General features: G+C 64.7%; 22 protein-coding genes and 1 pseudogene. 8 read left to right on the top strand and 15 right to left on the bottom strand.

Going from position 1 to position 22,346, the window contains the following annotated elements; all coding sequences use genetic code 11:
* The first annotated feature begins 63 nt into the window (after nucleotides 1-63).
* Nucleotides 64-717 carry a tetratricopeptide repeat protein gene (locus HNP55_RS07545; protein ID WP_184297784.1) on the top strand — a complete coding sequence of 218 codons (654 nt, stop codon included), beginning with the start codon at nucleotides 64-66 and terminating at the stop codon, nucleotides 715-717.
* Nucleotides 718-730: 13 nt separating this feature from the next.
* Here HNP55_RS07545 and HNP55_RS07540 read toward each other — a convergent pair whose 3' ends face one another.
* Genes HNP55_RS07540 through HNP55_RS07510 form a run of 7 tightly spaced genes read right to left on the bottom strand, consistent with a single transcriptional unit; the run spans nucleotide 731 to nucleotide 5,768 of the window.
* Entirely contained in the window at nucleotides 731-1,030 is a 300-nt protein-coding gene (locus tag HNP55_RS07540; RefSeq protein WP_184297782.1) for a DUF493 family protein, read from the bottom strand.
* 18 nt (nucleotides 1,031-1,048) lie between these two features.
* Nucleotides 1,049-1,948 (bottom strand): D-amino acid aminotransferase, encoded by a 900-nt coding sequence (locus tag HNP55_RS07535; RefSeq protein WP_184297780.1) that lies wholly within the window; start codon nucleotides 1,946-1,948, stop codon nucleotides 1,049-1,051.
* A 54-nt stretch (nucleotides 1,949-2,002) separates the two neighbouring features.
* On the bottom strand, nucleotides 2,003-3,160 hold the full coding sequence (locus HNP55_RS07530) for a D-alanyl-D-alanine carboxypeptidase family protein (RefSeq protein WP_184297778.1): 1,158 nt from the start codon (nucleotides 3,158-3,160) through the stop codon (nucleotides 2,003-2,005).
* Nucleotides 3,161-3,212: 52 nt separating this feature from the next.
* Complete coding sequence (locus HNP55_RS07525) at nucleotides 3,213-3,833, bottom strand: alpha/beta hydrolase (protein ID WP_184297776.1); 621 nt, start codon at nucleotides 3,831-3,833, stop codon at nucleotides 3,213-3,215.
* Between the two features lie 15 nt (nucleotides 3,834-3,848).
* Nucleotides 3,849-4,175 carry a (2Fe-2S) ferredoxin domain-containing protein gene (locus HNP55_RS07520; RefSeq protein WP_184297774.1) on the bottom strand — a complete coding sequence of 109 codons (327 nt, stop codon included), beginning with the start codon at nucleotides 4,173-4,175 and terminating at the stop codon, nucleotides 3,849-3,851.
* Nucleotides 4,176-4,215: 40 nt separating this feature from the next.
* The gene (locus HNP55_RS07515; protein WP_246448242.1) at nucleotides 4,216-5,328 is read right to left on the bottom strand and encodes a VanZ family protein; all 1,113 of its coding nucleotides are present in this window, start codon (nucleotides 5,326-5,328) and stop codon (nucleotides 4,216-4,218) included.
* A gap of 11 nt (nucleotides 5,329-5,339) precedes the next feature.
* Nucleotides 5,340-5,768: a CopD family protein gene (locus tag HNP55_RS07510; RefSeq protein ID WP_184297770.1), complete on the bottom strand. Its 429-nt coding sequence runs from the start codon at nucleotides 5,766-5,768 to the stop codon at nucleotides 5,340-5,342.
* A 349-nt stretch (nucleotides 5,769-6,117) separates the two neighbouring features.
* On the opposite strand from HNP55_RS07510, the gene hemB reads away from it, so the two are divergent.
* On the top strand, nucleotides 6,118-7,125 hold the full coding sequence (hemB, locus tag HNP55_RS07505) for a porphobilinogen synthase (RefSeq protein WP_184297768.1): 1,008 nt from the start codon (nucleotides 6,118-6,120) through the stop codon (nucleotides 7,123-7,125).
* A gap of 19 nt (nucleotides 7,126-7,144) precedes the next feature.
* Nucleotides 7,145-8,242, top strand: a complete 1,098-nt coding sequence (locus HNP55_RS07500) for a magnesium transporter CorA family protein (protein WP_184297766.1) — start codon at nucleotides 7,145-7,147, stop codon at nucleotides 8,240-8,242.
* On the opposite strand, the gene ybeY is transcribed toward HNP55_RS07500, so the two are convergent.
* Both ybeY and HNP55_RS07490 read right to left on the bottom strand, forming a co-directional pair.
* Entirely contained in the window at nucleotides 8,239-8,694 is a 456-nt protein-coding gene (ybeY, locus tag HNP55_RS07495) for an rRNA maturation RNase YbeY (RefSeq protein ID WP_184297765.1), read from the bottom strand. The genes HNP55_RS07500 and ybeY overlap by 4 nt on opposite strands.
* Nucleotides 8,691-9,725 (bottom strand): PhoH family protein, encoded by a 1,035-nt coding sequence (locus HNP55_RS07490; protein WP_184297763.1) that lies wholly within the window; start codon nucleotides 9,723-9,725, stop codon nucleotides 8,691-8,693. Before HNP55_RS07490 ends, ybeY begins: the two co-directional genes overlap by 4 nt.
* 981 nt (nucleotides 9,726-10,706) lie before the next feature.
* On the opposite strand from HNP55_RS07490, the pseudogene HNP55_RS24830 reads away from it, so the two are divergent.
* From HNP55_RS24830 to ruvB, 4 genes and pseudogenes are all read left to right on the top strand, one after another.
* Nucleotides 10,707-11,336, top strand: a pseudogene (locus HNP55_RS24830) (sensor histidine kinase); the annotation flags it as partial.
* 140 nt (nucleotides 11,337-11,476) lie between these two features.
* Nucleotides 11,477-12,130, top strand: coding sequence for a response regulator (locus tag HNP55_RS07480; RefSeq protein ID WP_184297759.1), 654 nt, complete (start codon nucleotides 11,477-11,479; stop codon nucleotides 12,128-12,130).
* 29 nt (nucleotides 12,131-12,159) lie between these two features.
* A complete protein-coding gene (gene ruvA, locus HNP55_RS07475; protein WP_184297757.1) occupies nucleotides 12,160-12,732 on the top strand; it encodes a Holliday junction branch migration protein RuvA in 573 nt (190 codons plus the stop codon).
* 6 nt (nucleotides 12,733-12,738) lie between these two features.
* The gene (gene ruvB / locus HNP55_RS07470; protein WP_184297755.1) at nucleotides 12,739-13,794 is read left to right on the top strand and encodes a Holliday junction branch migration DNA helicase RuvB; all 1,056 of its coding nucleotides are present in this window, start codon (nucleotides 12,739-12,741) and stop codon (nucleotides 13,792-13,794) included.
* Nucleotides 13,795-13,892: 98 nt separating this feature from the next.
* Here the strand turns inward: ruvB and HNP55_RS07465 are convergent, their stop codons facing one another.
* The 6 genes from HNP55_RS07465 to HNP55_RS07440 form a co-directional block, all read right to left on the bottom strand.
* Nucleotides 13,893-14,828, bottom strand: coding sequence for a porin (locus HNP55_RS07465; RefSeq protein WP_184297753.1), 936 nt, complete (start codon nucleotides 14,826-14,828; stop codon nucleotides 13,893-13,895).
* Nucleotides 14,829-15,010: 182 nt separating this feature from the next.
* Nucleotides 15,011-16,111, bottom strand: coding sequence for a sterol desaturase family protein (locus tag HNP55_RS07460; RefSeq protein WP_184297751.1), 1,101 nt, complete (start codon nucleotides 16,109-16,111; stop codon nucleotides 15,011-15,013).
* A 32-nt stretch (nucleotides 16,112-16,143) separates the two neighbouring features.
* The gene (locus HNP55_RS07455) at nucleotides 16,144-16,809 is read right to left on the bottom strand and encodes a histidine phosphatase family protein (RefSeq protein ID WP_184297893.1); all 666 of its coding nucleotides are present in this window, start codon (nucleotides 16,807-16,809) and stop codon (nucleotides 16,144-16,146) included.
* A 10-nt stretch (nucleotides 16,810-16,819) separates the two neighbouring features.
* Complete coding sequence (locus tag HNP55_RS07450) at nucleotides 16,820-17,164, bottom strand: DUF1840 domain-containing protein (protein ID WP_221439492.1); 345 nt, start codon at nucleotides 17,162-17,164, stop codon at nucleotides 16,820-16,822.
* A gap of 143 nt (nucleotides 17,165-17,307) precedes the next feature.
* Nucleotides 17,308-19,446 (bottom strand): putative bifunctional diguanylate cyclase/phosphodiesterase, encoded by a 2,139-nt coding sequence (locus HNP55_RS07445; RefSeq protein ID WP_348648673.1) that lies wholly within the window; start codon nucleotides 19,444-19,446, stop codon nucleotides 17,308-17,310.
* Nucleotides 19,443-20,729 (bottom strand): HD-GYP domain-containing protein, encoded by a 1,287-nt coding sequence (locus HNP55_RS07440; protein WP_184297749.1) that lies wholly within the window; start codon nucleotides 20,727-20,729, stop codon nucleotides 19,443-19,445. Before HNP55_RS07440 ends, HNP55_RS07445 begins: the two co-directional genes overlap by 4 nt.
* A 240-nt stretch (nucleotides 20,730-20,969) precedes the next feature.
* On the opposite strand from HNP55_RS07440, the gene pcaF reads away from it, so the two are divergent.
* Nucleotides 20,970-22,175, top strand: a complete 1,206-nt coding sequence (gene pcaF, locus HNP55_RS07435; protein WP_184297747.1) for a 3-oxoadipyl-CoA thiolase — start codon at nucleotides 20,970-20,972, stop codon at nucleotides 22,173-22,175.
* Nucleotides 22,176-22,346: the final 171 nt, after the last annotated feature.

Here is a 22,346-nt window from a genome sequence, read left to right as displayed (position 1 = left end):
CTCCTGGGGCGACTCAAAGCCAGCTAACCTTCAACTCCGCCAGCCTTTTCACCGGGAAATACCATGAAGAGAACACCTGCCTTGTCGCCGCTGCTGCTGGCTCTGTGCCTGGGCCTGATGGCCGCAACGCCAGGCCATGCCGACCCCATGGCCCAAGCCCTGGCGGCCTATGAAGCGGGAGATAGCAAAACAGCGGCTCGGCTGTTCCAGGGCTTGTCGGCGAGGCAGCTGCCCTTGGCCGACTACAACCTGGCCATGCTGCATCTGCGCGCCGAACTGCCCCGGCCCGAGCCCAGAAAGGCCCGCCTCCTGCTGGAGCGCGCCGCCGCCCACGGCCTGGTACGGGCCGAGCTGGCCTTGGGGCAGTTCTACGAGATGGGGCTGCAATCCAGCGCCGGCAAATCGGACCTGCAGCAAGCCAATCGCTGGTATGCGCGCGCCGCCGAGCATGGCAGCATCGATGCCCAGGTCGCCCTGGCCACCGCTTTTTATCTGGGGCGTGGTGTTGCCAAAGATGAGGCGCAAGCCGCGCAGTGGTTCCGGGCGGCGGCGAATGGCGGGGACGTGGGGGCGCAGTATCTGCTGGCCTCCATGTACGAGACCGGCCTGGGCCAGGCGCCGGATCTGCGCCTGGCGCGCTACTGGTACGGCATCGCCGCCAGCAATGGCGACGAGGCGGCGCCCTTCAAGCTGCAGGAGCTGGAGACGCGGCCATAGCGAGCCATGCAGATCAAAGCACCACTTTGACCATGGGGTGGGTGCTGAGGGTGCGGTAGAGCTCGTCGAGCTGCTCGCGGCTGGTGGCGGTGACGGTGATGGTCAGGCCCAGATAGTTGCCCGCCTTGCTGGGCCTTGTCTCCACCGTGGCGGGATCGAACTCAGGGTCGAACTGCTTGGCCACGGCCACCACGGCCTCCACATAACCCTCCACCTGCGCGCCCATCACTTTGATGGGAAAGCGAGAGGGGTATTCGATCAGGGACTGCTCGGGGGGGATCTCCGGCAGCTGGGGGGGGACAGTATTGCTCATACAAATAACTCGTTAAATTCAGATGGATTGCCGGCGCTTGGCCGCCTGGTAGGCCTCGTACAGGCGGGCGTACACCGGGCCGGGTTTGCCGTGCAGGGCGCCATGCCCCACGGGCTGATGGTCCAGCTGGGTCACGGCCAGCACCTCCTTGGTGGCGGAGCTGAGGATGATCTCGTCGGCACTCAGCAGCTCCAGCTCGGAGATGGGGCGCAGATTGAAACCCAGGCCGATGTCCTCGCACAGCTCGCGCAGCAACTCGACGCGTATGCCTTCCAGCACATGCTCGCTCTTGGGCGGGCCCAGCAAGGCACCTTCCTTGACGATCCAGACATTGCAGGCCGAGGCCTCGGTCAGAAAACCATCACGCAAGAGAATGGTCTCGGTGGCCTCTTGATCGGCCGAGATCTGCCGCGCCAGCACATTGCCCAAGAGCGAAGTGCTTTTGATGTCGCCACGCTCCCAGCGGAAATCCCGCGAGGTGACGCAGGCCACGCCCTGATGGCGCTCCTCGGCACTGGGCCAATGAGCCGGCGTGCTGTAGGCAAACACGGTGGGCGTGATGTCGGCGGGCATCACATGGTTGCGGGGTGCCACGCCCCGCGTGACCTGCAAATAAACCCACTGCTCATCGGCGGCCACGCCCTCGATCAGCTGGCGGGCGACGCCCAACCATTCGGCGCGCAGCAAGGGGTTGGTGATGCGCAGCTTGGCCAGGCTGCGTTCCAGCCGGTCCATATGCGCCTCGAAGCGAAACAGGCGCCGCCCATAGACCGGCAGCATCTCGTAGACCCCATCACCAAAGATGAAGCCCCGGTCCATCACCGACACCTTGGCCTCGGCCAAGGGGGTGAACTGGCCGTTGAGGTAGCAGTCCACGGCAGGCAGGCCAAGGATTCCGCCCGTTTGCTTCTGATTCATGCGCCAGTCCTCACAATGCTCAAGGACCCGAGCTTACGCCCAAGTGTCGGCGTTTTACTTGATCCAGAGCCGCAAAGCATCCCAGGCACGGCCCAAGATGCCGGCCTGGGGCACAGCTTCCTGCACGATCAGGGGCACTTCGGCCACCGGCACACCGGCCGTGGTGGAGACCTTGACGGTGCCCACGCGTTGGCCCTTGGTCAAGGGCGCGACCAGGGGATCGGTGCGCTCCACCTTGGTCTGCAGCTTGGCGCCATCGCCACGCGGCACGGCCACGAAGACCGCACCGGCCGCGCCCAGCTTGGCCTGGGGCGCTGCGCCCTTCCAGACCGGCACGGTGGCGATCGCCTGGTCCTTGTCGAACAGGCGCACGGCGTCAAAGCTGGTGTAGCCCCAGTTCAAGAGCTTCTGGCTCTCGCTGGCGCGGGCTTCCTTGGAGGCCGTGCCCATCACCACGCTGAGCAGGCGGCGCTTGCCGTTGGGGAAGTCGCGCTGGGCGCTGGAAATCAGGCAGTAGCCGGCGGCATCGGTGAAGCCGGTCTTCAGGCCGTCGACCGTGGGGTCGCGGCGCAGCAGCAGATTGCGGTTCTCCTGGCGGATCTTGTTGAAGACGAAGTCCTTCTGCGAGTAGTAGCTGTAGTACTCGGGGAAGTCGCGAATCAGGCTGGCGGCGATCACCGACAGATCGCGCGCACTGCTCTTGTGGCCCGCCTCGGTCATGCCGGTGGGGTTCTTGAACTCGGTGTTCTTCAAGCCCCAGGCCTGGGCCTGGCGGTTCATCATCGCGACGAACTGCTCCACCGTGCCGGCCACGCCTTCGGCCAGGGCGACCGACGCGTCATTGCCCGACTGGATGATCATGCCGCGCAGCAACTCATCGACCTTGGGGCTCATGGTGGTGTCGATGAACATCAGCGAGGGATCGCCCTTGCGCTCGTCCCAGGCGCGCTTGGAGACGGGCAGGGTCTGCTCCAGCGTCAGCTTCTTGTCGCGCAGGGCACCGAAGACGATATAGGCCGTCATCAGCTTGGTCAGCGAGGCGGGGTCGTTAGGCTTGTCGGCGTCGTACTCGGTCAGCACGCGGTTGGCCGTCATGTCCAGCAGCAGATAGCTGCGGGCGGCCAACTCGGGCGCTTGCGGGGCTTGGGCCTGGGCAGTGGCGGCGCTAAAGACACTGGCGGCGGCCAGCACGAGGGCAATCAGTCGTTTCATCAGGGGAGGTCTCAGGGACAGTAAAGCGAAGAGGCCACGCGTCCGGCGGCGGTCAAGCCGGCCAGGCGCCCAGCACCATGCTTTTGAGCAGCGGGAGCTGCCCGTGGAAAAAATGCCCAACACCGGGGACCACGGTGATGGGCAGGGATTGCGGCCTCGCCCAGTCCAGCACGGCGCTGAGCGGGACCACATCGTCTTGTTCGCCGTGGATCACCAAGGTATTGGCGGGCACGGCGGCGGTATCAAATCGGCTGGTGGCCGGCGCCACCAGCAGCAGGCGGCGGGCGCGCTGGTCTTCGGGCAGACGCAGGGCCGCTTGCGAGGCCACATAGCCACCGAAGGAGAAGCCCGCCAGCAGCAAGGGCTCGCCCGGCTGACGCAGGGCCTGCAGCACGGCCAGGGCATCGTCGATCTCGCCACGGCCTTCGTCCCAAGCGCCTTCGGACTTGCCGATGCCGCGGAAGTTGAAGCGCAGGGCGCGCAAACCCATCTGCACGCAGGCGCGCGCCACGGTCTGCACCACCTTGTTGTCCATGGTGCCGCCCTGGGTCGGGTTGGGGTGGCAGATCAGGGCCATGCCCGTCGTCGCCTGCTCCTCGGCGGGCAGGTCGATGGCGCATTCAATCGCGCCGGCAGGGCCCGCGATGAGAGTCTTCTGGGTGCGTGAATTCATGGGCAGCACGGGCGCTCAGCGGCCGATGTGATCGGGCAGGCGCAGGCGCTCCACCACCTCACCCTGCTTCAGATGCTTTTCGACGATCTCGTCGATATCGCTGTTGTCCACATAGCTGTACCAAACGGCTTCCGGGTAGACCACGGCCACCGGGCCACCAGCGCAGCGGTCCAGGCAACCGGCCTTGTTGACCCGCACGGCACCCACGCCGCCCAGCGCCAACTCGCGCACCCGCGCCTTGCAATGGTCAAAGCCTTGTTGGGCCCCGTGCTGAGCGCAGCTGTTGTCGCCGTTCTCGCGTTGGTTGAGGCAGAAGAAGATGTGGCGTTCGAAATAGCTCATGGCTTGATTGTAGGCAGGGGCCTGTGAAAACCCTCGGCGCTCAAAGGCTTCGGCGGCCGATCAGGGTCAGCAACCAGGCGATGGCGGCAAAAGGCCAGACCCAGCCTATCCACTGCGCCAGGCCGTAGAGATTGATGAAACGCCCTTGCTCCCAGGCCTGCAGGCTCAAGTGCAGATAGGGGCTGGTGGGGGCCTGGCTGATCAGTGCGATCAGGGCACACAAAACCAGCAGGGCCAAGGCCGCACACAGGCGCCGCGGCAAGCCCATGGCCAGAACGGAAAACAGCACCGCCGCCGCCAGACCCGGCCAGGTCGCCAGGGTCAGCCAGGCCCAAGCATGCTGGGGGCCGAAGTTCATGGCGGTGGACAAGGCCGTGCTCAACATGCCCAGGGCCAAAAAGCCAAACACCAGCCAGAGGCGACGCCAGCCCCGCTGGGCGACCGACAGCGCCAGCAAGCTGGGCGCCATCAAGCCCAGGGCGATGATGATGGCCTCGACGCCAGGCGGCAGCGCACGCGCCATGTCCAGGGCCACATCGGCGTCCTCGGCCCATTGCAGGGCCCAGGGGGTGTCCTCCAGCAGGCTCACCGCCAGATTCTGCAAGCGCGGCAGCCACTGGCCCAGGCCCAGGGGCACGGGAGTTGGAAACAGCAGGCCCACCGGCCACAGCATCAACAAGGCGAGGGCGCCGGCACAATGCGGCTGGAACCAATAGGCCCGGACCTCATGCCAGCGCCGCAGGCCACCAAAGCGATTCAGCAGCAGGCCCAGCAGTACACCCAGCCAGGCGCCGCCCACATTCAGCAGCCAGTCCAGCGAAGAGGGCACGCGGCCCGGCAAAAAAAACTGCAAGGTCTCCAACAGAAATGACAGGGCCGGCGCCGGCAACAAACCCAGCAGCAAGGCGCCGCGCAGGCCCAGACCGCTGCGCAAGCCCGCGGCCAAGCCCAGCAGGCCCAGGGGCAGATAGCCCAGGGCATTGGCCTGCATATCGAAATGGCCGAAATACTTGGGCCAGGGCAGGCCGATCAGGTCGCGCAAGGCCATGCCAGGCGGCCAGGTCCAGGGCCAGAAGGGGTACAGGCTGGCGTAGACGATCAGGGCCAGATAGGCCAGCAGCAGCCAGGTGGCGGAGCTTTGCCGGCGCACCATATCCAAGCCCCTCAGAAGGGTTTGACCACCACCAAGATCACGATGGCCGCGAACAACAGCACCGACACCTCGTTGAAGAAGCGGTACCAGCGATGCGGGCGCTTGTTGGCCAAGGTCTCAAAGCGACGCAGGATCCGGCCGCAAGCATGGTGATAGCCGCCCACCAGCAACACCAGGCCCAGCTTGGCATGCATCCAGCCATTGCCGGGGCCGCGGCCAATGCCGTAGTACAGCCAGAGCAGCGCACCCAGCAACACGGCGGGCAGCATCAACAAGGTGCTGAAGCGGTAGAGCTTGTGTGCCATCAGCAGCAAGCGCTCGCGCTCGGCGTGGCTCTCGGTCGGCACCATGGCCAGATTGACGAACAGCCGCGGCAGATAGAACAGGCCGGCGAACCAACTCGCGACGAAGACGATGTGAAAGGCTTTGATCCAGAGCATGGGCCCATTATGCGGGCAAGGGAAAACCCGCTCGTGCCCGAGCGAAGATCGCGCTCACACGCCTGCAAAAGCCCAAAAAAAAGCCCCGGCAAAAAGCCGGGGCGCTAAAGCCTTATCGCTGTCATCACGCTAAGGCTCCTGCTCAGGGAGGAAAAGCAGGGAACGACCACCTTGCGGCTATCATTCGGAGTCAATAATAACAGAATTGATACAGCTGCGAACGTACGGACAATTGCTTAGTTTGAGCATTTTGACCCTGAAATCAGGCTCAGCTTCCTTCATTCGGTGAGCGACGATAGGCTTCTTAACCGGCTCGCCTCGCCTCATATTTACCGCAACAAGCCATCCCATGACCGCTGTCACGCCCGCCCCCTTCCCCGCCAGCCGCCCTCGCCGTCTGCGCTTTGACGCCTTCACCCGCGCCCTGGTGCGCGAAAACGCGCTCAGCAGCAATGATCTGATCCTGCCGGTGTTTGTGCACGAGGGCCGGGACCGCGTCGAGCCCGTGCTGTCCATGCCCGGCGTCTCCCGCCTGAGCCTGGATCATCTGCTCAAGGTGGCGGACGAGTGTGTGAGTCTGGGCATCCCGGTGCTGGCCCTGTTTCCCGTCATCGACGCCGCGCTGAAAACGCCCGACGGCAGCGAGGCCTGCAATCCCGAGGGCCTGATCCCGCGCGTGGTGCGCGCCCTCAAGGCCCATGCGCCCCAGCTGGGCATCCTGACCGATGTGGCCCTGGACCCCTTCACCAGCCATGGCCAGGACGGCGTGCTGGACGACAAGGGCTACATCATCAACGAGCGCACGGTGGAAATGCTGACGGCCCAGGCCCTGGTGCAGGCCGAGGCCGGAGTGGACTTTGTGGCCCCCAGCGACATGATGGACGGCCGCATCGGCGCCATCCGCCAGGCCCTGGAGGCCAAGGGCCACATCCACACCCGCATCATGGCCTACAGCGCCAAATACGCCAGCGCCTTCTACGGCCCCTTCCGCGACGCCGTGGGCTCGGCCGGCAATCTGGGCAAGGCCGATAAAAAGACCTATCAGATGGACCCCGGCAACAGCGATGAAGCCCTGCGCGAAGTGGCGCTGGACATCGCCGAGGGCGCGGACATGGTGATGGTCAAGCCCGGCATGCCTTATCTGGACATCGTGCGCCGGGTCAAGGATGAGTTCCGTGTGCCCACCTTTGCCTACCAGGTCAGCGGTGAGTACGCCATGATCAAGGCCGCCGCCGCCAATGGCTGGCTGGATCACGACGCGGTGATGATGGAGTCCCTGCTGGCCTTCAAGCGCGCCGGCGCCGATGGCGTGCTGACTTACTTCGCGCTGGAAGCCGCCCGCTTGCTCAAGCGCTGAGCTTCAAAACCCAGGCCGCATGCGCTTCTTCCACATCCACGGCGATCGTTTCATCGAGCTGGGCCAACTGCCCGCGGACCTGCCCGCCGAGGGTTTTCTATGGGCCAGCTACAGCCGGCCCGAGTTCGAACAACGCTTCGGCGAGGTGCAGCACAAGCTGCAGCGCTGGGACTGCGGGCAGTTGGTGGATCTGCATGTTTCCGACCTGATCAACGCCCAGCTGCCCTCGCACTTTGACTACACCTCCTGGTACGACCTGATCGTGTTCCGCCGCCTGGCCGCCCTGCCCGGCACGGACAGTTTGCCGGCGGACGAACAGACACCTAGCGCGAACACGGCGGCCCAGGCCCTGGAGGCCATCGACACCAGCCCCATCGGCTTTGCGGTCTTCGACCATGTGCTGATCTCGGTCCACCCGGCCGACTGCATGGTGCGCGACTTCTTCGCCGACAAGCTGGGCCACCTCACCGAGGGCCGCGACCTGCGCGGCAGCGCGCGCCTGCCCACCAGCCCGGCCGAGCTGATGCTGCGCATGGTCAACCACACGGTGGACAACTATCTGGAACTGCGCCGCCTGCTGAGTCGCCATCTGGGCAGCTTGCAGCGCGAGCTGATGGACGCGCACAGCCATTTCGACAACTGGTCCCTGCTGCTGGCCTCGCGCGATGCCCTGCACCGGCTGGAAGAAATCAGCGAAGACCAGCGCAGCGCCATCCAGGAATGGATAGACGCACTGGACGAATGGCCGCTCAGCGAGGACGCCCAGTTGCGCCGCGAGCGCGAGCTGCTGCGGGTGCGCTCACGCGATGTGCTGGAGCATATCGAGCGGGTGCTGACCCATGTGCGCCGCCTGGAGTCCTCCTCCGAGGCGGCGGTGCAGATGCACTTCTCGGCCCTGGGTCACCGCACCAACAGCATCATGCGCACGCTGACGGTGCTAACAGCCATCTTCCTGCCGCTGAACCTGATCACCGGCATCTTCGGCATGAATTTCGATGGCCTGCCCCTGATCCACAAGGCCGCCGGCTTCTGGATCGCCTTCGGCCTGATGCTGGCCGTGGGTCTTGGCCTGGGGCTGTTCTTCTGGCGCAAGCGCTATCTGAGTAGCCGTCATTAAGTTGCGTTAGACCCCCCATAAGGGTCGGCAAAACCCAGGCCTTGCAGGATCTCGCTCTCGCGCGCCTCCATGCACTCGGCCTCGTCGTCTGCCTCGTGGTCATAACCCTGCGCATGCAGGGTGCCATGCACCAGCATATGGGCGTAGTGAGCGGCGATGTCCAGCCTGGCCTCGGCGGCCTCGCGTTCCACCACCTCGGCGCAGATGACCAGGTCTGCGCACACCACCGGCTCGGCGCTGTAGTCAAAGGTCAACACATTGGTGGCGTAGTCCTTGGCGCGGAACTCGGCATTGAGGCGCCGACCTTCTTCGGCATCGACGATGCGCACGGTGATCTCGCCCGGCAATTCAAGTGCAGCACGGATCCAGCGCGCCACCTTGTGCCGCGGCAGCAGGGCACGGTGGCGCGGGTCGGCGAATTGCAGGGACAAACTCAACTCGGGCCGGCTCATGCAGCACCTCCATCATGACGGGCCGACAGCCTGGCCAGCATGGCCGCGCGCGCCTCATAGGCTTCGACAATGCGCGCCACCAGGGGGTGGCGCACGACATCCGCGCTGCTGAAGCGGGTCATGGCAATGCCCTTGACCCGGGCCAGCACCCGCTCGGCGTCCACCAAGCCGCTGGTCATGCCCTTGGGCAGATCGACCTGGCTGGTGTCACCGGTGACCACGCATTTGCTGCCGAAGCCGATGCGAGTCAAAAACATCTTCATCTGCTCGGGCGTGGTGTTCTGCGCCTCGTCCAGGATCACAAAGGCGTGATTGAGCGTGCGACCGCGCATAAAGGCCAGCGGCGCCACTTCCAGCTGGCCTTTCTCGAAGGCCTTGTTGACGCGGTCAAAACCCATCAAGTCGTAGAGCGCGTCGTACAAGGGGCGCAGATAGGGGTCGACCTTGGCCGTCAGATCGCCGGGCAGAAAACCCAGGCGCTCGCCGGCCTCGACGGCGGGGCGGGTCAGGATGATGCGCTGCACCGTGCTGCGCTCCAGCGCATCGACGGCGCAGGCCACGGCCAGATAGGTCTTGCCTGTGCCGGCCGGCCCCAGGCCGAAGCTGATGTCATGCGCCATGATGTGGCGCAGATACTCGTGCTGGCGCGGCGTGCGGCCGGCCAGATCGCTGCGCCGGGTGCGCAGCACCAGAGGCGGCTCTTCGCTGGGCAGGGCGGTGGCCAGCGTCGCCGTTGCTCGCTTGCTGCGGCCCTTGACGGCCGCCGCGGCCAGCTCGCCGGCGGCTTCGGCGATCGCCAGCTGCAAGGTCTCGGGCGGAATCGAGCGGCGCGCGCGCTCATACAAGGCTTGCAACAGAAGCAGACCACGCTCGGCCGCGGCCTTGGGGCCCTCGATGCGCAAGCGCTCATGCTGACGCGTGATGCGCAGACCCAGGGCCAGCTCGATCTGGCGCAGATGCTCGTCCAGACTGCCGCACAAATGGGCCAGGCGCGGGTTGTCGACCGGAACAAACTCGTGGCGAAGAATCACGTCAGCACTTTCTCATTCAAATCAAATAGAGACGCTATTGTCGCTGGCGTGCGCAAAACCATCGACTCTGGGGAGTTCCAGCCGGGCCCCGCTCCTGCACAATCGCCCCTCATGCAAAAAAGCACATCGAACCAGGCGGAGGCGAAGCAGATGGGATGGCTGCAGCGTTTCAATCCCATCGGTCTTGCCCTCGGTGCAAGCCTGCTGCTGGCGGCCCTGCTCTGGCCGGCAGCCGGCTGGTCGCAAGCCACCGGCGGCGGGGCCGAGACCATGCAGCTGCAGCTGGGTTTCTCGGCCCTGCAAGCGCATCAATGGTTGCTCGGCATGCTGCTGGTTTTAAGCATTACGGCGGAAATCATCGCCCGCCTCTATCCGCGTGAATCGCAGGTCAGCTGCCTGGGCAGCATGATGCTGGCCGGCGTGGCCTATCAGGTGCTGCGCTTCGCCACCAGTGCTCCCGCCCTGTGGCTGCAGGCGGTGATTCTGCTGATGCTGGCCCTGGTCGTGATGTTCGGCATGCACTATCTGAGCCGCCAACTGGACAAGCCCCTGCCGCGCCTGGAGCAGGCGCTGTGGTGGCAGGTCTTCGTCGCGCCGGCCTGCGTGCTGGTGGCGGGGTTCTTCAGCGACTTCGCCCTGGCCCGCATCTGGCATGCCCTGCTGACGCTGGAATTGCTCGCACTGCTGGCCTGGTATCTGCGCCAGCGTTGGCAGGCCCTGCTGACACACCCCCCGGTTCCGGCCAAGGCCCGCACCAATCTACTCAAACTGAGCGCCCTGATCACCCTGTGCTGCCTGGCCATGCTGGCGGACCAGGCGCTGCCCCTGTTGCCACAGCCCCTGCTGCCAGCCTGGACGGTGTGGCTGGTGCTGGCCCAGCCGGTGCTGATGATCACCCTGGGCCTGCAGTTTGTGGCCAGTTTTGCACGTGCAAGGCGCGACAGCGATCTGCAGCAGGTGCAGGCCGAGCAAGGCATGGCCGAACGCATGGCCGAGATGGAGCACAGCTTTGCCGGCACGGTGGAGCAGAAGTTGGAACAGGTGACCGAGCGCGAACGCAAGCGCATCGCCGCCGATCTGCACGACGACCTGGGCGCCAAGCTGCTGACCATCGTCCACACCAGCGAGTCCGACCGCATCTCCACGCTGGCCCGCGAGGCGCTGGAGGAAATGCGCCTGTCGGTGCGCGGCCTCACCGGCAAGCCGGTGCAGTTGCTGGATGCACTTGGGGATTGGCGGGCCGAGGTGGTGTCCCGCCTGGGCCAGGCCAATATCCTGGCCGAATGGAAGGCACCCGCCGAGGATGTGGTCCACACCCTGCCGGCCCGGGCTTACGTGCAAACCACACGCATCTTCCGCGAGGCTGTCAGCAACATCATCAAGCACAGCGGCGGCACCCACTGCACCATCAGCTGCAATGTGCAGGACGGCGACTTCCTGGTCGTCATCCAGGACAATGGCCAGGGCATACCCGCCGAACTGGACGGACGCCTGGATCGCGGCCACGGCATGGCCAGCATGAAGTCGCGCGCCAAACAGATGCATGGACAATGCTTGGTGGAGTCCGGCCCCGGCTGGGGAACCGTGATACGCCTCACGATTCCGCTCTGACACCGCAGTAAAACCCACCGTAACGACGACAATTGCCGGCCTGCCGCTTCAGGCCGCTAGGCGTCGGGCCGATAAAGCCTTACCGTTAGCGTGCAGTCTTGCTGCGACCGGCCGCCCCTCTGACAGGAACCGAAACGACCATGGACCACATCCTTCTGCTTGAAGACATTCCTGAAATTCGCGCGTGGTTGAAGGCCTTGGTGAAACAGGTGTTCTCCAACGCCCAGATCACCGAATGCTCGCGTGTGCAGGACGCCCTGGCCCTGGTGAACAGCCAGCGTTTCAATCTGGCCCTGCTGGACCTGGGCCTGCCCGACGGCTCGGGCGTGGAGGTAATCGCCGCCCTGCGCGAAAAACAGCCCGAGGTGCAGTCCGTCATCGTCACCATCCACGACGACGACGAGCACCTCTTCCCCGCCCTGCAGGCCGGCGCCTTTGGCTATCTGCTGAAAGAGCAGTCGCGCGAACTGTTGTTCGAGCAGTTGCAGCGCATGAGCCAGGGCGAGCCGCCGCTATCACCCTCCATCGCGCGCAAGGTGATCGCCCATTTCGCCAACCAGAAGCGCCCCCAGGTGGCGGCCGTGCTGCACGAGGTCTCGCTGACCGACCGCGAAACCGAGGTGCTCTTGCGCGTGGCCAAGGGCTACACCCTGCCGGAAATCGGCGTGCAGCTGGGCCTGTCCCGCCACACCATTGCCGACTATGTGAAGCAGATCTACCGCAAGCTCAATGTGTCCTCGCGCGCCGAGGCCGCCTTGGAAGCCCAGCGCCTGGGCCTGTTCGGCCGCAACTGAGCGACCCGCCGCGGGCCGATAATGGCCCGATGATAGGCAGACTCACAGGCGTCATCGCGGAAAAATCGCCCCCGCAAGTCCTCATCGATGTGCAGGGCGTCGGCTACGAAGTCGATGTCCCCATGAGTACCTTCTACAACCTGCCCGGCCTGGGCGAGAAGGTCGCGCTGCTGACCCATTTCGTGGTGCGGGAGGATGCGCAAATCCTGTTCGGCTTCCTCAGTGCCGAGGAGCGCAGCGCCTTCCGCCAACTCATCAAGATCAGCGGTGTCGGGCCCAAGATGGCCTTGAGCCTGTTGTCGGGCTTGTCGGTCGCCGAGCTGGGCCAGGCGGTTTCAAGACAGGAAGTGGCACGCCTGGTCAAGGTGCCCGGTATCGGCAAGAAGACGGCCGAACGCCTGCTGCTGGAATTGAAGGGCAAGCTGGGCGCCGATCTGACCTCGCCACTAAGCCTCAGCAATGACAACCAGGCCGATATTCTGCAAGCCCTGATCGCCCTGGGCTATAGCGAGAAAGAGGCCGGCTTGGCCCTGAAGGCCTTGCCGCCGGAAGTGGGCGTTAGCGAGGGTATCAAGCTGGCCTTGAAATCCTTGTCGCGATAATTCAGCATGAGCATCCAGACCGACGATTTCGCCAGCGCGCCCCAGCGCGTCATCAGCGCCGCCCCCACTTCGCCCAAGGAAGAGGCCATCGAGCGGGCCCTGCGCCCCAAGCTGCTGGACGAATACGTGGGCCAGGCCAAGGCGCGCGAGCAGTTGGAGATCTTCATCGGCGCCGCGCGCAAGCGTGAGGAGGCCATGGACCATGTGCTGCTGTTCGGCCCGCCGGGCCTGGGCAAGACGACGCTGTCCCACATCATCGCCGCCGAGCTGGGCGTCAATCTGCGCCAGACCTCGGGGCCGGTGCTGGAAAAGCCCAAGGACCTGGCCGCCATCCTGACCAATCTCGAAAAAAACGATGTGCTCTTCATCGACGAGATCCACCGGCTCTCGCCAGTGGTGGAAGAAATCCTCTACCCCGCACTGGAGGACTATCAGATCGACATCATGATCGGCGAAGGCCCGGCCGCCCGCTCCATCAAGCTGGACCTGCAGCCCTTCACCCTGGTCGGCGCCACCACAAGAGCCGGCATGCTGACCAACCCCTTGCGCGACCGCTTCGGCATCGTGGCCAGGCTGGAGTTCTACACCGCGCAAGAGTTGCAGCGCATCGTGACGCGCTCGGCCGCCCTGCTGAACACGCCCATCGATGCCGAGGGCGCTTTGGAAGTCGCCCGACGTTCACGCGGCACGCCGCGTATCGCTAACCGCCTGCTGCGCCGGGTACGCGACTATGCCGAAGTGAAGAGCGACGGCCATATCGGCAAGGCCGTGGCCGACAAGGCCCTGGCCATGCTGGACGTGGATCCGCAGGGCTTTGACCTGATGGACCGCAAGCTGCTGGAAGCCATCGTGCACCGCTTCGACGGCGGGCCCGTGGGCCTGGAAAACGTGGCCGCGGCCATCGGCGAGGAGGCCGGCACCATCGAGGATGTGATCGAGCCCTATCTGATCCAGCAAGGCTATTTGCAGCGCACGCCGCGCGGCCGCGTCGCCACCCTGGCGGCCTTCCGCCATCTGGGGGTGACACCGCCCAAGGTGGCCGGGCAGTTGTTCGAAGAGTAGGCGACGCCCCGCCCAGCGAGTTACGCGGCTGACTCCTGTCAGGCGGGCATAAAAAAAGCGACCCGAAGGTCGCTTTTTTTGTTTCTGCCCGAAATCGATCAGAAATTGTGGCGGATGCCAACGGCCAGGGAGTCGAAATCACCCTTCTTGTTGTCGGCAGTGCTGTCCACGGCGGTGTAGAAGCCATAGACCTTGGTGCGCTTGCTCAGGTTGTAGTTGTAACCCAGGGTGTATTGCTTGGCACCGTTGGCGCCTTGCAGACCGCCGGACTCGGTACCACCAACGTTCACATGGAACTCCGAAGCACCCATGGTGTACATGGCCGACACGCGGCCGATATTGCGAGTGGGCTTGGAACCGGTGCCGATGTCTTCACGCTGGTAGTAGCCGCCGAAGGTGAAGGCACCCAGCTCATACAGGCCGCGGATGGCGTACTGGTTAGCATCGCCTTGGTTGCTGTAGCCGAAGCCCAGGTGCAGAGGGCCTTGGTCATAGTTGGCGGCCAGGTCGAAAGCACGCTTGTCGACGCCTTCACCAGCGTGAGCGGTGATCTCAGCGGTGAAGCCGCCGTAGTTGGGCGTGAAGTAGCCGACCTTGTTGGCTTCCGTCCAGCCCACGCCCGAGTACAGCGCGTCGGACGAGGTGCCGGTGTCATGGTTGTGCATGGACACATAGTCGGCGGTGGCGAAGTAGGAGCCATTGGTCCAGCGGCCCAGCTTGACGGCACCGAAGCTGCCGCTCAGCTGCACAGCAGCTTCACGATTCCAGAAGGCCGAGTTGGTGGCCTTACCGTCGTCGGAGTTCAGACCGTGTTCCAGCAGGAAGCTAGCCTTCAAACCACCGCCCAGATCTTCGGTACCCTTGAAGCCCAGACGCGAGCTATTGTTTTGCACAACAGCCTTGCGGTCTTGGTTCTCGACCTTCTGGCTTTCAACGGTGGTGTTGATACGGCCCCACAGGGTGACCGAGCTTTGAGCGAATGCTGCGGGAGCTGCGACGGCGGCCAGAGCTGCCACGAGAGCGATCTTTTTCATCGTTTACCTTTGTGAGTTAAGTTTGTGCTGGGCTTCAATGCCCGGTCTTTGAGCGCAATGTGGAGCGAGTATAGAAGTCCGAAGTTCCGCGCCCAAACATTCGACGCGAAATTGCAACACTTATCTGATACACCCCTGTCCATGCGCTTCAGCCCTTGCCAGGCCCCGGGCTGAGGGCCGGATCAGGCCGGCTTGGCCCGGCTCGCCGGGGCGGTTTGAGCCCCCTTGCTGCACAGCCAGGAAACGCCACACAGGCCCGCCATCACCACAGCCATGACCCCGGCCTGCTGCCACCACGTCAGCAGATGCGCCTGCCACAAACCCCAGCTGCTTAAGCCCAGGACCAGCAAAAACAGAAGGCTGGCCCAGCCCCGGCGCTGGGCCGACACCTGGGGATCGAAGCGCTGCTGCGCCCTGGGGTCGTAGACCTCGCTCTTGGCGGGGCTCACTCCCGGCGGCTGCCAATGCGCAGCCTCCCACCAGACCCTCAGCTTGTTGAGCAAGCCCGGCGTCGCTGCTGTTTTTTTCAGCAAAAAGCCGTAGACATGCCAGTTGGCGACCCAAGGATTCCAGCTTCGCAGCGCATCTCTGGTCCCATAAACACAGGGCTCCTCGTCCAGCTCCTCCTGAAAACTACCGAAGAAACGGTCCCACAAAATCAGGATGCCACCGTAGTTCCGATCCAGATATGGCTCGTTGACGGCGTGATGGACGCGGTGGTTGGAGGGCGAGCAGAACCAGCGGTCAAACCAGCCCAAACGGCCAATCTGCTGGGTATGCACCCAGTACTGATACAGCAGGTCGATCAAGGCAACCACCACAAACACCAGGGGAGGGAAGCCGATCAAGGCCATGGGCAGATAAAAGATCCAACCCGCCACCCAGCCACTGCTGGTTTGGCGCAGGGCGGTGGACAGGTTGTAGTCCTCACTCTGGTGATGCACGGCATGGGCCGCCCAGAACAAGGCCACCGTATGGCCGAAGCGGTGGTGCCAGTAATAGAGGAAGTCGTAGATCAGCAGCCCCGAGCCCCAGACCATCAGGGAGTCTGTCGACAAGCCTGGCAGCCAGGCCCAGTGCTCGTAAACCCAGACATAGATGCCCAGCGTGAAAAGCTTGGTCAGGCCGCCAACCAGTTGGCTGAGCATGCCGAGGCCTATGCTGCTCAGCGCGTCGTTGAGCCGGTAGGTATTGCGGCCACGGCGCCGCCCCACCCAGTACTCCACGCCGATCAGCAGAAAGAACAGCGGGGCCACGAGAACAATGATCTGAGCAGCTTCCATCGGCGAACAATGTGGTCAGGAGTGGAGGAAATTCAGGCCCGGGCCGGTTTGGGCTCGTCCTGATTCGAGGCCAGAGGCAGCAGGCCATCGAGATGGAACTCGTCATTCCAACCCACAACGGTGAAGCCCTCGGGCGAATAAAGCAATCGGTTGATCGCCGCATTGCCGAGTTTCCAGCTGCGCACGGCGCTCAAGGACTGGCGCGAGGCGGCCCGGCGCAAGCAGTCCAGCACGCCGCCATGGGTCACGACGGCGACGGTTTGCCCGGGGTGGGCGCGCGCGACGCGCTCGAAAGCCGCCACGCTGCGACTATAAAAATCCTGCAAGACTTCGCCGCCGGGCGCGCCGAAATCGGCATCCCGGCGCCGCCAGGCCTCGCTCTGGGCCGGCCAGCGCGCGGCAATCTCCGGCCAGCTATGACCCTCGAACACGCCAAAGCTGCGCTCCCGCAACTGGGCATCCAGGCGCAAGTCCAGGCCGGTTTGCGCGGCCAGCGCCGCGGCGGTCTGGCGCGCCCGGCTCAGATCGCTGGCGTACAAGGCATCAATGCCCTCGTCCAGCAGCGCCAGCGCCAGCCGCTGGGCCTGGGCTTGGCCTGTTTCATTGAGCGGAATATCCAGTTGCCCCTGGATGCGGGCCTCGCGATTCCAGGCCGTTTCACCGTGGCGTATGGCCAGGATGCGGGTGCTACCGTCCAGACTCATGGCCTCAGACGCCCCAGACCACGTCCTGGCCGGCCGCCAGGCTGTAACGCAGCAGCTCGACAAAAGGCCAAGCACGCTGCTTGAGGCTGACCTCGGCGCGCCGGGGTAAGGGCTCGCCCGCAGCCTCGGCCTCGGCCACCGCCTGGGCGAAGCGGGCCTCGTCCTCGGCCACCGCCTGCTCCAGCCTGGCTATGGCCGCGGCCAGCTGATCCGTGAGCAAGATGCCCTGGGCCGAGGGTTCGCGGCCCAGCAAGCGCAGGATCTGCTCACCCTGCGGGCCCAACATGATCACATCGGCCGCCGCCTTGGACTTGAATTTGTAGATCACCGCAGCCTCCTGTTCGCTCATCACGGTCTGGCGCCATTGTCTGCGCAGAGCAGTTGCTCGCCGCCTGGGCAAACCAGCAAACAGGCGCGGCAAACGACAAACTAGAGAGCTGCATCAAAAAGGGCTCTGGAGATACACCGCCCGCGATGCATGTCCAGAGCCCCTCAGCTCAGCAGCCCACCCAGAAGGTGGCGGCCACCGCGGCCCGGCGGCGCCTTGCCGCTGCGCCACACCCGCTCTTCAAATGCTGCGGCGTCCAAGGCCGGCGCATAAAGAAAACCCTGGAACTCATCGCAACCCGCACGCGCCAGGAATTCACGCTGCGCCTCGGTCTCCACGCCTTCAGCGATCACATGCAGACGCAAGGCCTGGCCCATCTGGATGATGGCATTGACGATGCCCGCATCGCTGGCATCCGCCGGCAGGCCCTGGATGAAGCTGCGGTCTATCTTCAGGCGCTGGATGGGGAAGCGCTTCAGATAGGCCAGGCTGGAATAGCCGGTGCCGAAGTCGTCGATGGACATGCACACGCCCAGGGCCGCCAGCGCCTTGAGGCGGTGCAAGGCTTCTTCGGCGTCACCCAGCAAGATGCCCTCGGTCAGCTCCAGCTCCAGCAAGGCCGGCGGCAGGCCCGAGGAACGCAGGGCCAGGGCCACCGTGTCCACAAAGCGGGATTGCTGGAATTGCAGGGCCGAGACATTGACCGCCACCGGCATGCGCCAGCCCTTGCGCAGCCAGGCCGAGGCCTGCTCCACCGCTTGCTGCAGCACCCATTCGCCGATGGCCACCACAAAGCCACTCTCCTCGGCCACCGGGATGAATTCCGAGGGCGAGATTTCACCGCGCAAGGGGTCGCGCCAACGAATCAAGGCCTCGGCCCCGATCACCTGGCCGCTGACCAAGGCGATCTGCGGCTGAAAGTGCAGGCGGAACTGGGCTTCCTGCAGGGCCTGGCGCATGGCGTGATCCAGGCGCATGCGCGACAGCAGATCGACCTCCTTGCGAGGGCGGTGGAAATGGAAGCCGCCGCGCCCGCTCTCCTTGACCCAGTGCATGGCTCGCTCGGCGCTGGCCATCAACTCGTCCGCATTGCTGCCGTCGCCCGGGAACAGGGCGATGCCGGTGCTGCAGGTCACGGTGAAGCTGAGCGTGTCAAAACTGAAGGGCCGGGACATGGTCTCCTGCACCCGCCGCGCCGCATGCTCGGCGCCACGCGCATCGGCCTGATGGATCAAGAGCGCAAACTGATCGCCACTGACCCGAGCCACCGAGTCCACCTCGCGCAAGCAGTCCTTGAGCCGCTCGGCCACTTCTTTCAGCACCCGGTCACCGTAGGCGTGCCCGAGGGTTTCGTTGATCTGCTGGAAACGGTCCAGATCGACATTGAGCAGGGCGAACAAGCTGTTTTCCCGCTTGGCCACGGCCTTCATGTATTCGATGCGCTCACCCAGGGCGCGGCGATTGGGCAGGCCGGTCAGCATGTCCGAATGGGCCAGCTCCTCGATGCGCTGGCTGGCGGCCAGTTTTTCACTCAGATCACGATAGGAGTACACCCGGCCTATCGGCCGCCCCCGGCTGAACTGCGGCAGCGAGACCCGTTCCAGCACCCGGCCATCCAGCAGCTTGAGGATGTCGCTGCTCTGCAGCAAGGGCGCGTCCTGAATGGCGGCCAGACGGGTGGCGTAGGCCGCGGCATCGCTGACGCTGCGGCGCATCCACAATTGCACCGCCTCGTCATCACGCTCCCGCAGCAGATCGGCCGGTATGCCCCACATCGAAGCAAAACGGCGGTTGAAGGAGCGCATGCGGCCGGCCAGATCGGCCACCAGAATGCCGTCGGCGGTGGACTCCAGCGTCGCCTGCAGCTCGGCCACCAGGGCCTCGCGCTCGTCCTCGGATTGGCGCTGGCGCGTTTGGTCGTACATGGCGACCAGCCAGTAGCCGCCGCGCGTCGGCAAGACACTTTCGCCCGGCGCGATAAAAGTGATGCGGCGCGTCACCCACAGCAGATGGCCTTCGGCATGGCGCATCATGGTCTCGGAATTGAGCAAAGCCCGCGGGTCGGTGGCCGCCTCCTGCCAGAACAAGACGTCCTCCGGCGTCTGCGCCAGCGACTCCACCACCTGCCCCAGCAATTGCTCGGGCGGCATGCCCAGCAGGCGCGTCGCCGCCGCATTGACAGCCAGAATGCAGCGGCTTTGCCCATCCACCAGCCAGGTCGCTTCCAGCAAGCCCTCCAGCAGGGCCGCGTAGGGCGCAGGATCTGAGGTCGACGGAGCTGCCTGGAAGGGCAGGACGTTCACGCCGCAAGTTCCGCGTCGGCCATGCCGCTGGCGACGGGTTCAAAGAAATAAGCCACGCGGGTGCGTGGGCTCAGATAGTCCAGGGCGGCGCGCGGCAGCTGCTGGGCCTTCAGGCTGCGGCGTATGCCCAGATCGGGCTGATCTTCCAGATTCAGCACCAAGGCCTCGTCGCGCGGCACCTTGAGGTCATGCACCATCACCCGCGGCTTGAGCGGCCGCGAGGAATTGACCGCCACCACCAGGGCATAACGGTCATCGGTGAGCTGTACCGCCGAGCCCGGCGGGTAGACACCCATCATGCGGATGAAAGCATTCAACATGGTGGCGTCGAAGCGGTTGCGGCCCTGGGCAAACATCAGCGACAAGGCCTCGTGTGGCGTCATCGCCTTGGAGGCCAGCAAGGGATTGCAGAGGCCATCGAAGCGATTGACCAGGGCCACGATGCGCGCCCCGGCGCTCATCTTGTCCATATTGATGCGCTGGGGGAAGCCGCTGCCATCGGCATTCTCATGGTGCTGGGCAATGATCAGCATGGGGGCCGGCGCCAGGCCCATGCCCTGAGCCAGGGCCACGCCCTTGGCCACGTGCTGCTGGTAGATCTGCAACTCGGCCACCGAAAAGCCTTCGTCGCGATTGCGCAGACGAGCCTGCAACTCGATCTTGCCGATGTCGTGCAGCAAGGCGCCCACGCCCAGATCCATCATTTCCTCGCGCCCGAGTCCGAAGGCTCGGCCCAGCAGCAAGGAGATGATGGACACATTCAAGGCATGCGCCGTGCTGCGATCGCCGGCGCCTTCGTTGAGCAGGCGGATATTGAGATCGCCCTCCACCAGCATCTTGTCCAGCAAGGCGCTGGTCAATGCCAGCGACTGGTCTTTGGCATTGCGCGGGTCACGCGGCACCAAATCCATGACCTCGCGGAAAGCAGCGGCCGCCTCGCCGTATTGGCGCTCGCACAAATTCAAGGCGGCGCGCTGCGCCTGCAAAGCCTGGCGGTGGGCCTCGCGTGCCAACTCTTCGGGCGACATCGCCTGCGCGACGGGCTCGGCCGCGGTCGGTCCGGCTGGTGGCGCCGAGGAGTCGGTCAACAGCTCGCTCTTGCCAGGACTCCAGCGCACCTGGCTCAGGCCCAGGCGCCGGAGAATCTGCAACTGCTCTTCGGTCGTCAGCTTGAAACTGCTGAGCGGGAATGGATGCGACATCCAGCCCAAGTCCAGATGAATGAACATTCCCAGCTTGAGCTGGCTGACATCAATCAGCGGATCGGCAATTCTGTCCTTCATATCATTCCTACGCCTGTTCGGTGAGGCGCCCTCAAGTCCAGCATCGGCAGCCTATTCACAAAACTTAAGGTCTAGTGGGAGGAAACACCCCGGCATACGCACAGTCCAATTTCCATGTGCAAATTGTCACGCCCATTCCTTGACCCCGGCGCAAGTGCACGCTTAATATTGTTCGCAAATGGAACTCGTGTTCTTATTGCGAACAATATTAAGCCCTTCACGCCTTTTGACTGGACCCCCATGAGCCCCCAAGCCTTTATCTGCGATGCCATTCGCACGCCTTTTGGCCGCTACGGCGGCGCGCTTTCCTCGGTACGGGCCGACGACCTCGGCGCCATTCCGCTGCGCGCCTTGATCGCCCGCAACCCTGGCGTCGACTGGGCCAGCGTCGATGACATTCTTTACGGCTGCGCCAATCAGGCCGGTGAGGACAACCGCAACGTCGCGCGCATGTCCGCCCTGCTGGCCGGCCTGCCCATCGAAGTGCCGGGCGCCACGCTGAACCGCCTGTGCGGCTCCGGCATGGACGCCATCGGCTCGGCCGCCCGCGCCATCCGCGCCGGCGAAGCCGGCCTGATGCTGGCGGGCGGGGTCGAAAGCATGAGCCGCGCGCCCTTTGTCATGCCAAAGGCCGACAGCGCCTTCTCGCGCAACAACGCCGTCTACGACACCACCATAGGCTGGCGCTTCATCAACAAGCTGATGAAGGAACAGTACGGTGTGGACTCCATGCCCGAAACCGCCGAGAACGTGGCCAGCGATTTCGGCATAGCACGCGAGGCGCAGGACCGCATGGCGCTGGCCAGCCAGCAACGCGCCGTGGCCGCCCAGGCCTCGGGCTTTTTCGAACGCGAGATCACGCCGGTGCTGATTCCGCAGAAAAAAGGCGATGCCCTCAGCGTCAGCCGCGATGAACACCCGCGTGAAACCAGCCTGGAGGCATTGGCCAAGCTGAAAAGCATCGTGCGCCCCGGCGGCACCGTCACGGCCGGCAATGCCTCGGGCGTCAACGACGGCGCTTGCGCCCTGCTGCTCGCCGATGAAGCCAGCGCAGCGAAAAACGGCTTGACGCCCCGTGCCCGCGTGGTCGGCATGGCTTGCGCCGGTGTGGCGCCCCGCATCATGGGCATAGGCCCGGCCCCGGCCAGCCTGCGCGTGCTGGCCCAGACCGGCCTGAGCCTGGCGCAGATGGATGTGATCGAGTTGAACGAAGCCTTTGCCGCCCAAGGCCTGGCCGTGCTGCGCCAACTCGGCCTGCGCGACGAGGACCCACGCGTCAACCCCAACGGCGGCGCCATCGCCCTGGGCCACCCCTTGGGCGCCAGCGGGGCCCGTCTGGTGACGACGGCCATCAACCAACTGCAGCAAACAAAAGGCCGCTACGCGCTGTGCACCATGTGTATCGGCGTCGGCCAGGGCATCGCCTTGATCATCGAGCGGGTGTAAGCAGACCCCAGCGATCGAAAAACTTTCGCCACGGCCTCACCAAGACCCGAAAATCGGCGCAGCCCTCACAACCGCCTGGAACTCAGTTCCAGGCGGTTTTTTCATTTCCGCTTTGTTTCCGCTTTGTTTCCAGCGTCGAAGAAGGCCGAAAAAAAGGGCGCAGGGTGTACA

Source organism: Roseateles oligotrophus (genome assembly GCF_014204525.1).
Classification (GTDB): Bacteria; Pseudomonadota; Gammaproteobacteria; order Burkholderiales; family Burkholderiaceae_C; genus Paucibacter_A; species Paucibacter_A oligotrophus_A.
Note: the sequence above shows the minus strand (reverse complement) of the source record. Positions and strands in the feature narration are given on the sequence as shown.